Origin of the sequence: Pleurocapsa sp. FMAR1 (assembly GCF_963665995.1) — a bacterium.
Taxonomy (GTDB): domain Bacteria; phylum Cyanobacteriota; class Cyanobacteriia; order Cyanobacteriales; family Xenococcaceae; genus Waterburya.
The window spans coordinates 3,499,554-3,512,953 of sequence record NZ_OY762512.1; the positions used below are offsets into that span (position 1 = coordinate 3,499,554).

At 39.1% G+C, this 13,400-nt stretch carries 11 protein-coding genes; 6 read left to right on the forward strand and 5 right to left on the reverse strand.

Annotated elements, in window-relative coordinates; translation table 11 throughout:
- Positions 1–32 precede the first annotated feature (32 nt).
- The 3 genes from SLP02_RS17020 to SLP02_RS17030 all read left to right on the forward strand — a co-directional run bounded on the left by SLP02_RS17020 (position 33) and on the right by SLP02_RS17030 (position 2,628).
- The gene (locus tag SLP02_RS17020; protein WP_319421938.1) at positions 33–890 is read left to right on the forward strand and encodes a hypothetical protein; all 858 of its coding nucleotides are present in this window, start codon (positions 33–35) and stop codon (positions 888–890) included.
- A 142-nt stretch (positions 891–1,032) separates the two neighbouring features.
- Positions 1,033–1,623 (forward strand): PAP/fibrillin family protein, encoded by a 591-nt coding sequence (locus SLP02_RS17025; protein ID WP_319421939.1) that lies wholly within the window; start codon positions 1,033–1,035, stop codon positions 1,621–1,623.
- Between the two features lie 153 nt (positions 1,624–1,776).
- Positions 1,777–2,628, forward strand: a complete 852-nt coding sequence (locus SLP02_RS17030; RefSeq protein ID WP_319421940.1) for a cyanophycinase — start codon at positions 1,777–1,779, stop codon at positions 2,626–2,628.
- Positions 2,629–2,729: 101 nt separating this feature from the next.
- Here SLP02_RS17030 and SLP02_RS17035 read toward each other — a convergent pair whose 3' ends face one another.
- Both SLP02_RS17035 and SLP02_RS17040 read right to left on the reverse strand, forming a co-directional pair.
- A complete protein-coding gene (locus SLP02_RS17035) occupies positions 2,730–3,887 on the reverse strand; it encodes a LuxR C-terminal-related transcriptional regulator (protein ID WP_319421941.1) in 1,158 nt (385 codons plus the stop codon).
- A gap of 460 nt (positions 3,888–4,347) precedes the next feature.
- Positions 4,348–5,829 (reverse strand): cytochrome P450, encoded by a 1,482-nt coding sequence (locus SLP02_RS17040; protein WP_319421942.1) that lies wholly within the window; start codon positions 5,827–5,829, stop codon positions 4,348–4,350.
- 96 nt (positions 5,830–5,925) lie between these two features.
- On the opposite strand from SLP02_RS17040, the gene SLP02_RS17045 reads away from it, so the two are divergent.
- The gene (locus SLP02_RS17045) at positions 5,926–7,128 is read left to right on the forward strand and encodes an MSMEG_0565 family glycosyltransferase (protein ID WP_319421943.1); all 1,203 of its coding nucleotides are present in this window, start codon (positions 5,926–5,928) and stop codon (positions 7,126–7,128) included.
- Positions 7,129–7,195: 67 nt separating this feature from the next.
- A complete protein-coding gene (locus SLP02_RS17050) occupies positions 7,196–7,483 on the forward strand; it encodes an MSMEG_0570 family nitrogen starvation response protein (RefSeq protein ID WP_319421944.1) in 288 nt (95 codons plus the stop codon).
- Between the two features lie 255 nt (positions 7,484–7,738).
- Here SLP02_RS17050 and SLP02_RS17055 read toward each other — a convergent pair whose 3' ends face one another.
- The 3 genes from SLP02_RS17055 to SLP02_RS17065 form a co-directional block, all read right to left on the reverse strand.
- Positions 7,739–9,034: a GNAT family N-acetyltransferase gene (locus SLP02_RS17055; protein ID WP_319421945.1), complete on the reverse strand. Its 1,296-nt coding sequence runs from the start codon at positions 9,032–9,034 to the stop codon at positions 7,739–7,741.
- Positions 9,035–9,043: 9 nt separating this feature from the next.
- Positions 9,044–9,319: a hypothetical protein gene (locus SLP02_RS17060; protein ID WP_319421946.1), complete on the reverse strand. Its 276-nt coding sequence runs from the start codon at positions 9,317–9,319 to the stop codon at positions 9,044–9,046.
- A gap of 100 nt (positions 9,320–9,419) precedes the next feature.
- Positions 9,420–10,871 carry a tetratricopeptide repeat protein gene (locus SLP02_RS17065; RefSeq protein ID WP_319421947.1) on the reverse strand — a complete coding sequence of 484 codons (1,452 nt, stop codon included), beginning with the start codon at positions 10,869–10,871 and terminating at the stop codon, positions 9,420–9,422.
- A gap of 184 nt (positions 10,872–11,055) precedes the next feature.
- On the opposite strand from SLP02_RS17065, the gene SLP02_RS17070 reads away from it, so the two are divergent.
- Positions 11,056–13,179 (forward strand): DNA polymerase III subunit gamma/tau, encoded by a 2,124-nt coding sequence (locus SLP02_RS17070; RefSeq protein WP_319421948.1) that lies wholly within the window; start codon positions 11,056–11,058, stop codon positions 13,177–13,179.
- Positions 13,180–13,400: the final 221 nt, after the last annotated feature.

Below are 13,400 nucleotides of genomic sequence, written 5' to 3' on the forward strand. Positions count from 1 at the left end.
GGTAATTTTAATTAAACCTTAGACTAATTTTTATGAATAAAGTCGTATTCTTGACATTAATTGGAATGATGGCTTTGCTAACCCAAAGCTGTTCTCTTTTCTCCAATTTTGCTGATTCTAAAAAGGAGCAAGAAGAAAATGCTGCTCAACCTATTCCTGTTCAAATAGATCCTGCTTTAACTCAAACAGAAGAAGCAGAAGAATTTGCTGATTTAAAAAGAGAAACTGAACCCAATCAAGAAGTTGCTGGTTTGATTCCTGCAACTAATCCTGATATCAGAGCTAGAACTAGTGTTCGTGGCAGACAAGATCCCTTTTCAGTAGTTAATTTAACGCCACGTATTGCCATCAAAGAACAAGAAAAGACAAAGCAAGCAAAAAACAGCAATCAAAATCAAAATCAAAATCAAAACAATAATGGTTTGAGCAGTAATGCCAATTTGAACGGAGGCTCAAATCAGGATAGTAATGGCTCAATTAATGCCAATTTGAACGGAGACTCAAATCAGAATAGTAATGACTCAATCAATGACAATTCAAGCAACTTTATTCCTCCACCCCCCGACTCCACTTTGGCGGAAAGTGTAATCGTCTCAGGGTTATATCAAGGTAATGGTAAAGCAAAATTAATTGTGAAAGCACCAGAAGAAGATACTAGCCGCTATGTAGAGGTGGGTCAATATTTATCTAATGGTCAGATATTGGTCAAAAGTATCGATCTCAATTCTTCTCCTACCCCAAGGGTGATTTTAGAACAGTCTGGGGTTGAAGTTACTAAAGAAATTGGCGAAAGTCCTGAAAATTCTAACGGTAACAATATTAGCTCTTTGCCAACTGATAATTCTCGCAATGGCACTTTGTTATCTAATGCTTCTTTAGGCTTAAAATAAGCCAAGCAAAAGTAAATTTACTTGTTTATGGGCGATCGCATAATTAAATTTCGCGATCGCTTTTAGGATAATTATTCATCAAATTGAGATAAGCCGATAAAATAGTTAAGTAGGTTTAAGGATATTGGTCTGAGCTAGAAACATGAGTAAGAAAGCAGAATTGTTAGAAGCGATCGCTGGTAAAAATCGGGGCTTGCTGGCTAACGAAATTGATAATGTTAAAGTCCTCTCGGCAATCCAACAGTTAGAAGATACTAATCCTACCAAAAATCCTTTAGAAGCCAAAGATTTGCTTAATGGTGACTGGCGTTTATTGTATACCACTAGCAAAAGTCTTCTTGGTTTAGATCGTTTTCCTCTGTTAAAGCTAGGACAAATTTATCAGTGTATTCGCGTACCCCAAGCCAAAGTTTATAATATTGCCGAGATTATCGGCTTACCTATGCTAGAAGGCTTAGTTAGCGTTGCTGCTAGCTTTGAACCAGTTTCCGAACGCCGAGTTAACGTTATGTTTGAACGCTCCATCGTCGGCTTGCAGCGTCTACTCAGTTACAATACCCCCGCAAAACTTATTCAGCAGATTGAATCGGGCAAAAAATTCCTGCCTCTAGATTTTAAAATTGATCGTGGCGATCAAAAAGGCTGGTTGGATATTACCTATTTGGATGAAGATATACGCATTGGTCGAGGAAATGAAGGCAGTGTCTTTGTCTTAACTAAGGAAGTTGCCTGAAATTAGATTTTGCTAAGTATAGCAGCCAAGCACAGATAATCAGGTCACATACAAGATATTTTAAAATATATATCTTAAGCAATAATCTAAGCCGAGCATAAATATGATTTATTTAAAGTAATTAAAGATACTTTAGATAATTATTTATATATTATGGTTACAGCTAAAAATCAAGATCGTGACAACTCCGAATTTGAGGATTATGCTCAAAAGTCCTCAACAGGACAGTTAATAATTATTGGTGGTGCTGAAGACAAAGAGGGAGAATGCACAATTTTAAGAGAATTTGTCCGACGCGCAGGGGGTAGAGAAGCCAAAATCGTCATCATGACTGTAGCAACAGGTTTGCCAGGAGAAGTTGGCAATGACTATCGACGTATTTTTAGCGATATGGGCGTAGACGTGATAGACGTTGTTGACACTGAAAGACAAGAGGATGTTGATAGCCCTAGAGATTTAGAAGTTATTGAAAACTCTACGGGAGTGTTTTTTACTGGTGGAGATCAATCTCGCATTACAGGTTTGCTCAAAGACACTGAAATTGATAATTTGTTACATCGGAAATTTACTCAAGGTTTGGTGATTGGCGGTACAAGTGCAGGGGCAGCTATGATGCCTGATATTATGATCGTCGAGGGAGAAGGCGAAACTAATCCCCGTGTCGATAGTGTTACTTTAGAGCCTGGAATAGGCTTTCTCTCACAGGTAGCGATCAATCAACACTTTGCACAAAGAGGAAGGTTAGGTAGATTTATCTCGGCTCTAATTCAACAACCTGCTGTATTAGGGTTTGGGATTGATGAGAATACAGCGATCGCCGTCAACGGTGACGAGGTAGAAGTTATCGGTGAAGGCGCAGTGACCATTATTGATGTTTCAGATATTGAATATACTAATCTCAAAAAATCTCTGCACGATGAGTCTTTAGCAATTTGTGGAGCAAAGTTACATATCTTGCCTTGTGGCTATCGGTTTAATCTTCAGCAAAGAAAATGTATTTACTAAAAGAAAAATTAGGCGATCGCGATCTCAAATTGACAAGTTAGGTTTAGAGCCTACTTTGATTAAATCCCATCCTAACTACTCAAACCTTTATAACTATGGAACTATTGCCTCTTAATTTTGTCCGAACCATTGCTCTCAATAACAGAAGTTAATAATCCTTGTGAATAGGCTCGATGAACGGCTTGAATACGAGTTTTAGCATTTAATTTGGTTACTGCATTATTGATGTGAAATTTGACGGTGCGATCGCTAATAAAAAGTTTTTGAGCAATTTCGCGATCGCGCATTCCCTCTGCTAAAAGTTGAATTATTTCTTGTTCTCTATGGGAAAGATCGATATTTTGTTTTGGGTTATGTTGATCAAGAAGGGATAATTTAATTTTAATTATATTGTTGTCTAAAACATCGGTATTGAATTTACCTCCTATATTACTAATAACAAAACTAATATCCCTAAAAAGAGCTTCTATTTTTAAATTTGAATTTAGGACTAACATTGATTCTAAATCGAGGCGATCGCTTTGGTAAGTAAGACGACAATAATTACAGTTATTTGCTTTAAGAATTTCTGCGGTTTTTAATAATATATAGTTGCCAGAAATATTTAAGGGTTTTTCCGTCCCGACTAAAATTAAACGAACGTTAGTCAAAATATTGGCTATTTGCTCAGAAAGAGGCGTATTAGTTGATAAGTTTGAATTATGATGCTGTAGTCGTGCTTTAGATTCTTGCTGATATAGTTGAGCATTGTTTAAAGCTACCGCTACCGAACTACAGAGTATTCTCAATGCTTCTAAAAACTCGGCTGGCATTGGCTGATGACTAAAAACTACTAGCACTCCAATTGCTTGACCAGCAATAGCTAGAGGCAAACCTGCAAAGCCACAAATATGGTTATTAATTGCCCATTGACGATCCTTTACCCAAGACTCTTCTGCTAACTGATTACTTAAAAAAGGAATACCGTGCTGGGCAATTTTTCCTACTTTGTAAGCACCCATGGGTACACTGGCAAAATCGCCATCTAGACGCGTATACAATCCCGAAGAAGCAACCAAAGTTAAGGCAATGCGATCGCTTTCTACTAGCCAAAGACGTACAAAAGCACAGTTGAACTTATCTACCAAACCCTCTGTTATTTTAGTTGCGATCGCTTTTGGTTCGATGCAACCAGATAAACTTTGATTCAGGTAATTAATATTTTGTAGCTCAAATAACAGCCGAGTCGGGTTGATTAAGTCATTATTGTCATCAGACACAATACGAGAAATAAATAAGCTAATACATCTATTGAGATGCAAGTTACAAATTTCTCCTGTATTTAAAGTTACAGATATAGTTTACAGCAGCTTTCAATTGTATGGACTACGTTTTTAATTAACTGGTTTTAGCTATCAGCTATTAGCTTTTAGCTATTAGCTTCTTGACACAATAGCTCTATGAGACAAAGGCGCACTTCCGCATGTGACCCTCACCGCGAGAGTGGAATAGCGGTGAGAGCCCGCGTCGACGCAAGGCGCAAGGGAATGCTGACCTAGCAAGGGAATGCTCACCAAGACAGCCCTTTAACTCAGGGCGTCAGTTGCGGCTAAAGCCTTACTTCTCGCAAAGACCGCTTTATGTCGCTTTTGAGATAAAGTTAATGTGTTCTACTCAAATAAAAAGCGTAGTAAGTTCTAATCTTGTAATTCTACTTTGAAAGTAAAATATTATAATCCTTCAGGTATGCTTGGCGATCGCCATACTTTTGGCAATCTGACTGCGTTTGCCGTTTAAAATTAAAGGAACACCATTATCAGGAGCAATTGTAGCACCGCGACGCTTAGGAAGAATAGAGCGATCGCTGGTTAAGCTCAAATCCCATCCTGTTAGGATTTTGGCTAGGACTAATTTCATTTCCAGTAAAGCCAGAGCATAGCCGATACAACGACGATTACCGCCACCAAAAGGCAAAAATTCATAGGTTGAATAGCGGTGAGACCCCGCGCCGCCGACAGGCGCAAGGGAACGCTCACCAAGACATTGACGCTCTAAAAACCGTTCTGGCTTGAATTGCTTGGGTTCAGGATATAAATCTTGCCGATGATGAGTTAAGTAAATAGTTGGTGCGAGCATTTCTTCTGGGTTAAACTGATGCCCCATAACTTTAATCGGCGATTTGGCAAACCGTAAAAAAGCAATAAATGCCACGGGATAAATCCTTAGAGTTTCATTGCATACAGCAGTTAAATAGGGCAGGCGAGAGATTGTCAAAAGATCGGCATCAGAATCCAAACTATCCAATTCTGCTAGTAACTTTTGTTTGACTTCTGGTAGCTTATGAACCCAATACAAAGCCCATGACAAAGCTGTAGCAGTAGTTTCATGTCCTGCTACCAAAAGAGTCATCATCTGATCCTTTAGCTCAATGTTATTTAAGCCTTCTCCTTGTTCATCGCGGGCAGACATCAATAAACTGAGAACGTCGTTACCTAATAATTCTGGATTAGCTCGTCTCTCGTCAATTTCAGCTTGTAATAACTCGTAAATTTTGCGCTTGCGTCTTACAACCTTACCCCAAGGACTCCACTCACCCAAATCCCGCTGTAAAAAAGGTAAAAAGATGACGCTAGCTTTAATTGGAGAACCTGTTAAGTCTAATAACTCAATTAACGGGGGTTTAATTTGCTTGTAGCGATGCGACCCCGCGTCGCCGTCAGGCGCAAGGGAACGCGCATCAAGACAGCGTTCTCCTTCACTTAACCCAAAAACAACGTGCATAATTGTCTCTAAGGTAATATCCTGCATTGCCTTTTGAGCCACAAAAGTTGATTTTTCTTGCCATTGATTTGCTACTTTTTCAGTAATTTGACCAATAGTTTCGGCGTAAGACTTGACCTTTTCGCCATGAAAAGGAGGCATCATTAACTTGCGCTGTCGGCGATGCTGTAAACCGTCTAGCAAAACTAACGAGTTGTCGCCCAGCAAACTGGCAGCTAAATTGTTAGTACGTCCTACATCAAATTGTTTAGCATCTACGCTCAAGATTTCTTCAATTCCTTGAGGATCGCTGACTACGGTAAAAGGCGGTAAGCCCATTAAATTTAAACTAAATGTATCTCCATACTTTCTGGCACATTCTTCCAAAAAATCAAGGGGACGAAAAATCCAGTTCATTAACTGCACAAATGGCGAACTTTGAGGCCCGTTTAAGGATTTCATGGTTAAATTTAAAGACTAATAATTTGCTTCTTTGTCAGATTTAGTTGTAGTTTAAATGCGATCGCGGTGGAAATCAAAAATCCTACTTAAATAATTATGAAAATTGCCTTATTCACCTATTCTACCAAACCTAGAGGTAGTGTAATTCATACTTTAGAATTAGGAGAGGCACTGCAAGCAGAAGGTCATCAAGTTTGCATATATGCTTTAGACAAAGATAATCTTGGCTTTCATCGTTCTGTGAACTGTTCCAGTAAATTAGTCCCAACTAAACCCGTAGCCGAGAAGCTATTGTTGCAGAGAAAACAAAAATATTTCCAAGGTAAAAGAGAAGACAGGGACTTAGATCCTGTAGACGAACTAATTAAACAGAGAATACAAGAGTTTATTAATTATTTAACTCAAGAATCTGAAAAATACGATATTTATCACTCTCAAGACTGTATTAGTGCCAATGCTTTGAAGGTCTTGCGAGACAAAGGAACGATTTCTCATTTTATTCGTACCGTACACCATATTGATGAGTTTAATAGTCCATATTTACAAGCGTGTCACGATCGCTCTATTTTAGAACCAGATTTGCGTTTGTGTGTCTCAAACTATTGGCAGCAGCAATTACAACAACAGTATCAAGTAAACGCACCAGTAATCATAAACGGTGTTGATACCAAAAGATTTTCTAACAAGGTTAATGGTGAAGAAGCTAAGTTAAGACAGCAATTAAATATTCAAGGTAATCCTGTTTACTTAACTATCGGAGGAATTGAACCTCGTAAAAATTCCTTGAAACTATTACAAGCTTTTATTGAGATATTAAAAACTCATCCTCAAGCACAGCTAATTATCGCTGGTGGAGAAACTCTATTTGATTATGAACCTTATCGCCTTGAGTTTTTCAACCTAGCAAAACAAAATAAGATTAAGATTGGAGAATCTCTAATTCTACCTGGAGTGATGGCAGATAAAGACATCTCAGTTTTATATCGCTGTGCTGATGCCTTTGTCTTTCCCTCAATTAAAGAAGGCTGGGGACTGGTATTATTAGAAGCGATCGCTTCAGGATTGCCCATAATTACCTCTAATATTCCTCCCTTCACCGAATTTCTAGACGATAAATCAGCTTTACTTGTAGATCCTAATTCAAGTAAAGATATTGCGCTCGCCATACTTGATATATTAAATAAAAACCTGACTCAAAAACTAATCAGCAACAGCGCAAATATCCCCTCTCGATACTCCTGGCAAAAATCGGCACAAATGCACCTAAAACATTACACCAAACTATTACAAAATCATTAACCTTCTTACTCCCCGCGAGAAAGGTGTAATCGCCGCATCTAGTACCCCTTGGCTACTTCTTTAAACTATGCCTGAAATCAACTTTCAAATACAATGGCCAGACGGCACACAGCAAAGCTGTTATTCTCCTTCTTTGGTGGTAAAACAATACTTTACTCCTGGAGAAGAATACCAATTAACAGAGTTTGTGGAAAAATCCCGTACTGCCCTTAATATTGCCAGCGATCGCGTCCAAAAAGCTTATGGTTTTCCCTGTAGCCGCGCCTTGGGACAACTAAAACAAATAGAATCTAAAGCGTCTGAATATCAAAAGCTATCCGCACCAAAAGTGCTGTTTATAGACTTTGAGGAATAGTGGCGATAAATTTCGCTCAAGGCAGATATTGAATATAATTGACTTCTTCTTGCCAATGCCCAAAATGGTAATATTTGCCTGTTTTAAATCTTTCCCGCAAATTTTTGTGCCGTTACTCCTTCTTTTCGCCCTCGCAGCAATATTATTTAAGTTAGGCAGAAAAGCGTTAGAAGGGAATTAGGTTTTTATCAAAAAAATCCTGGTTGGTCTTGGAAATGCTGGAAATATTGGAGGCTGTATTCAAACAATTCAAGCTTAAATTAGTCCACTGCTGGGGGGTTTAAAAGATTCTCCAGGACTTTTATTCTCAGAAGGATTAAATTTGGCAGACTTGGAAGAAAAAATGTTCTTCTGTCTAACAATATTTTGATAAGAACTGGAAACAGACTTTAGCCAAGATATACGAGAAGGAATAGGAGCGCGAGCGGGTTTTAATCCCTGAAGCACGTCTGATAGCTGCAACCCTTCTAAAGGCTTGGCTTCCTTGATTTTGTGCCACACAGAGCGAGACATTAACAAAGTATGCTCGGCAGAAATTGCGCCTATTTTATTAAAGTATTCTTCTCTTTCTGGTTGATAGTCAGCAGAAACTATTTCTAACGGTTGAGCATAAAATTGGTTTTCAGGAGCCAAACCCTGTTTTCGCTCCACAGATTTCTGAACTATCTGCGCCATCTGCGCCGTCAGCTTCGGATACAGCCATGTATAGGCAGGGTTGACGGTTAATTGCGCCCGATGAGGACGAGAACCATCTTTAGAGGATTCTAGTCGAAAATAGCCAATTGCTGCTTTTCTTTGTGGTTCAAAAACATACCCGCTAACTACATCCGTGCCGTTAAGCCAATGTCGAATCTGACTAACTGCATTTTGAACTATGCTGCTTTTAAAATCTTCTGCGTGGCGGTCAAAAACTTGCCGTAGTAGCGGAGGCATAGAAACACAATCTAGCTGATAAAGTAATGGTGCATCCGCATTACTTATAGGCAGAAAATTGGGTAAGTCTGGATTTTGCTGTGCCAATTGAGTGATTAGTTCAGCTGATATTTGCCAGTACGTCATTTGAGCTAAAGGCTGAAAACCATTTTCTCGATAAAGAGCCAAATGATTTTTTTCATTCACGTTTACCTCTAGCATCCATGTCCTTGCTTCCCAAATGTTTTGCAAACAATGACGTAATAACTGCGAACCAATTTCTTTTTGGGTTTTGAGTAACTCCACTTCAGAAGAGTTGCTATTGAGCAATACCCTTTCTACTCTCCAAGTGCTACGAGTGCTGTTAAGAGAAGCAACCTGGATCAAACCTAGAACTTCTTCTAAATATTGAGCTACATATACTCGCCAACCATGATAATAAGAACGAGGTAAAAGACTCAAAAACCTTTTTAGTCCGTACCAAGAACCTACTTGTTCTAGTTCCCTATCGATAGTTATAAGACGCTTTGAAGTTTCTTTGGCAACACATTCGCTCACCAAAGCATTAATTGCATCCACATCACGATATTGAAGAGGACGAACTATAAGCTGTTCATTATTAGGTATGGATGAAGTCATGATTTTTTGTTAATCAACCCTTTCTAACTGCCACAAAATTTGATTTCCTTCTCGTCTGACTCTAGATACAACCCAATTGCGCCATGACCAATGATCGCCTCTGCTAGTTACAGCACTGGCATTAATATCCATTAAGTCTGCAAGCTCGGAACTGCTGATGAGATAACCTTTACTAGCTATTTCTTCAGCGATTCTGAGAGTGTCAATTAAATCTCTTAATTGAGGTACTCTTTCCTCGCTTGATGTTCTGGTTTCTTCCATTGTACTGTTTGATAATTCAGTCATAGCTAGCTAGATTTCAAATATCTAATGATTAGTTCTGAAGATGAAAGTACATCTTACGGATAATAAAGTGTATCTCATAACTTGATTACCGTCATCTTAGCTAATTTGAACGAGAGTTATCTGCTACTAGGTTAATATATCTTGAACGTGCTGGTTGAAAATCAGGCTTGATTTCTAAAGATTTTTCATAGCTGACAATTGCTTCTGACCAATATTCTAGTTGTTCTAATCCGCAACCGCGATTGTACCAAAACAAATGATTGGCTGGCATGAGCTTGAGAGCATTGTTCCAGCTAATAATTGCTTCTGACCAATATTCTAGTTGATATAAAGCATGAGCGCGATCGTTCCAAGCTTGATAATTATTAGGATCGATAGTCAGAGCGTTTTGGAAAGACGCGATCGCAGACTCATAATCACCTAAACGTCCCAAGGCACTGCCGCGATTGTGCCAGGCTTCTGACAAATTGGGGTTAATTTGTAAAGCCTTTTCCCAAGAAGCGATCGCTTTAGTGAATTCTCCTGCACTAACCTGCTTTAGCCCCAAATCAAACCAGCTTTCAATTAGCTCTATACTAGCAGAATCTAAATTATTGGTTTGTATCGTCTGGGATTGCTCTTGCGTTGAGTTGTCTAACTTTACCAGAGAAATATTTAGTTTTTGAGATATTTGCTGTGCCAATTCTTTGTCTTTTTGAATTAAGCTGATTAGTTGCTGTATATCAATAGCTTCAGCCTCGTCCTCTTTTTGAGGCTCGACAATTGATGATAAATCTGCTGCTGATAAATTGGAATCTGCTGTTAAGCTTAAATCTAAAGGTTTGTTTTCAGATGTATTGGATTTTGCCTCTGGGGATAAATTTAATTTTCGCTCATCAGTAAAAGTTTCCAAGGCTTGAGAGACTGGCAATGTTTCACTTACCAGAGAGGCTGTCTTGGCAAAGAAATCCTCAGCAGTAGATACTGCTTGCTCATCTTTAACTGTGGGATTAAAAGCTAAATTAGTTTCAGCATCATTAGGAATAGATAAACCTAGTGCCGTAAAATCAGTAGGTAATCGGTTAGACAGATCTTGCTCTGTTTCTACTTCAGAGTCGTCATCTGTTATATCAGAACCAACATATTCCCAAATAAGATCTTCTATATTGCCAAATAATAATTCTCTGCCAATGTGGTTAGAGATCGCGCCAATCTGCTTGACTTCTGGGGCAGATTGAGTCAGTTCGCCAAGACGAATCATCATTGTTCCTAATTGACGCTTAGACTCGATTGGCAGAGCCAATACTTTAGTTCGTAGACGCTCTAGCCAAACAACCCAATCTTCTTGGTTACCGCGATCGCCTAACTGGTTAAAAAATTTAACAATTCTGTGATCGTGCCAGCCATGGGCAATTCCTTCTAATAGTTGATTAAATAAAAATTCGTAATCAGCATCCGCCAGAGAAGAGATAGGTGTCTTATCTTCAGGCTTGGGCGAGTCTTGGCTAGTCTCCGAAGCCTTAGAGTTTGGCTGTTGATTGTTTTGTTGGAGTTGTCCGATCGTATGACTCATTACCTTAGATCAAATATACTGATTTTAAGAGTTAACACCACCCTGCGGTGAAGCCAAACTAATTTCATTTAAAGTTAACAGTTCTTTAACAGAACGGCATTGCTTTGAGCCAGCTAAATATTGCTCAATTGCACAGAGATAATTTTCTAGTAATTAGTGGAAAGCCAAAAAATCCACATATAATATGCCTTACGAACCTCTTCATCACAAGTACCGACCACAAACTTTTAAAGATTTAGTAGGTCAAGAGACGATCTCCTTGACCCTCAGCAATGCTTTAAAACAGGAAAAAATTGCTCCAGCATATTTATTTACCGGGCCTAGAGGAACGGGTAAAACCTCTAGTGCTAGAATTTTAGCGAAATCTTTAAATTGTTTAAATAGCAATCAGCCAACTCCTGAACCCTGTGGGGAGTGTGAAGCCTGTTTGGCGATCGCCAAAGGTTCGGCGTTAGACGTGATGGAAATTGATGCTGCTAGTAACACAGGAGTTGATAACATTCGCGAAATTATCGAGCGATCGCGCTTTGCGCCCGTGCAGTGTCGTTATAAAATTTATGCGATCGATGAATGCCATATGCTCAGTACGGCAGCGTTCAATGCTTTACTCAAGACCTTAGAAGAACCACCTCCAAAGGTAGTTTTTATCTTAGCTACCACCGATCCTCAGCGAGTTCTCTCGACGATTATTTCTCGTTGTCAGAGGTTTGATTATCGCCGTATTCCCTTGCCAGAAATGATTAGACATTTAAAGTATATTGCTGGGGAAGAAGATATTGCGATCGCCGATGATGCGATCGCTTTAATTGCCCAAATTGCTAATGGTGGCTTAAGAGATGCTGAAAGTCTTTTGGATCAGCTAAGTCTATTACCAGAAGAAATTTCTGTAGCCAAAGTATGGGATCTTGTCGGGGCTGTACCCGAACAAGATTTATTAAAATTACTTCAGGTAATTAAGGGTAATGATTCTTTGGCAGTATTACAGCAGTGTCGTAGTCTCTTAGATCGAGGACGAGAACCCATAATCGTCTTGCAGAATCTAGCTAGTTTTTATCTCAACTTACTAATTGCCAAAACTGCCCCGCAGCGTCCAGATATGGTGGCAGTTACCGAAACCTGTTGGCAACAATTGTGTACTGAAGCGACAAATTGGAACACCCCTGTAATTTTAGTTGGGCAACAACACTTAAAAGAAGCAGAAACCCAGCTAAAGCATACTACTCAGCCTCGTTTATGGTTAGAAGTAACCTTATTAGGACTATTACCGAGTGCCAATCAAATTGTTAGTCAGCCTCTAGACGTAATTAAAGTCCCAGTTAATCCTCCTGCAAACATCCAATCTCAGTCAACACCTACTCAAAAGAACACTACTAGCTCTGATACCGCTGCGTCGCCAGAAGTTACAGAAACAAAACCTTCAGCTACAGAACCTACAGAGATAAGCAAACAAATACCAAGTGAAGTTGCATCTTCTTCACCTTATCCTGAATCAAATAAGGTTGTCGATCCGCCACCTGCTATTGTTGAACCCACACCAAAGCCATCATCATCAAGTCCTGAATTAATCACCAATGATCTTGCCAAAAATAAAGAAATCTGGAGCAAGGTTGTGAGTTGTTTGCAACCACCTACAACTCAGGCACTTTTAAAACAACAGTGTTATTTAGTTGACTTTGATGATTCAAGTGCCATCGTGGGCATTAGTTCTGCAAAATTACAAAAACTTAATCAAGGTAAAGTTCCTAATATTGAAGCTGCTTTTGCTCAGGTTTGCCAACGTAAGATTAAGGTTCAGTTAGAAGTTGCTACCCCTAAAGATAGCCTCGCACAAAATTCGGCTACACCAAAAGATAATAAGCCACTTCAAACATCTCAACCCGCTCCAGATTTAGCTAATTCTCGCTCAGAAAAAAAATCCATCGCACCGCAGCCTGAAGTAAATTTAACGGTAGCTAAAAATTTTCCCAATCATAAGCCAGAATTTCCCAAGTCCGAAGCAAACATTGCTGTAGTAACACCTTCTTCATCAACGAGTGATTTACAGTCTGCTAAGAAAGATTCTGTTTCGTCATCTCCTCTAGCTAAATTGGAAGAAACAATAGCTGCAAATCCTTTACTTGAGCAAAATTTAAACAGTGATTATACGGACGATCATTTACAGCAGGCAATAGATAGTCTGACTCAAAGTTTTGAAGGTGAATTAGTGAAAATGGATAATGCTCAGGAGGAATTTTTAGACGATGAAGAAATATCAGAATTACCAGAAGCAGGTAGACCAAATGTAGAAGATTATGACGACGAATGGTAAATAGTTTCTTGGCTGATTAAAGTTTTTAGCTTAATTGGTAAAAAGGCGTTGCTGATTTAAAGTATGAAACTGATAGTAATACTGTTCGTAGTAAAGCAGTTGCGGTGGACAGGTTTCCTGGCATAAGCAAACTGAGGAAAGACCCCGCGTCGCCTGAAGGCGCAAGGGAATGCTTTCCGATGCTGAACCCGAAGGGTTTTAAGCTTTAAGCTCTAAGCTTT

Coding starts and splice junctions, on each gene's coding strand:
- SLP02_RS17040 (WP_319421942.1), bottom strand. CDS start 5,829: ATGAAATCCTTAAACGGGCCTCAAAGTTCGCCATTTGTGCAGTTAATG.
- SLP02_RS17050 (WP_319421944.1), top strand. CDS start 7,196: ATGCCTGAAATCAACTTTCAAATACAATGGCCAGACGGCACACAGCAA.
- SLP02_RS17030 (WP_319421940.1), top strand. CDS start 1,777: ATGGTTACAGCTAAAAATCAAGATCGTGACAACTCCGAATTTGAGGAT.
- SLP02_RS17055 (WP_319421945.1), bottom strand. CDS start 9,034: ATGACTTCATCCATACCTAATAATGAACAGCTTATAGTTCGTCCTCTT.
- SLP02_RS17065 (WP_319421947.1), bottom strand. CDS start 10,871: ATGAGTCATACGATCGGACAACTCCAACAAAACAATCAACAGCCAAAC.
- SLP02_RS17060 (WP_319421946.1), bottom strand. CDS start 9,319: ATGACTGAATTATCAAACAGTACAATGGAAGAAACCAGAACATCAAGC.
- SLP02_RS17045 (WP_319421943.1), top strand. CDS start 5,926: ATGAAAATTGCCTTATTCACCTATTCTACCAAACCTAGAGGTAGTGTA.
- SLP02_RS17025 (WP_319421939.1), top strand. CDS start 1,033: ATGAGTAAGAAAGCAGAATTGTTAGAAGCGATCGCTGGTAAAAATCGG.
- SLP02_RS17070 (WP_319421948.1), top strand. CDS start 11,056: ATGCCTTACGAACCTCTTCATCACAAGTACCGACCACAAACTTTTAAA.
- SLP02_RS17020 (WP_319421938.1), top strand. CDS start 33: ATGAATAAAGTCGTATTCTTGACATTAATTGGAATGATGGCTTTGCTA.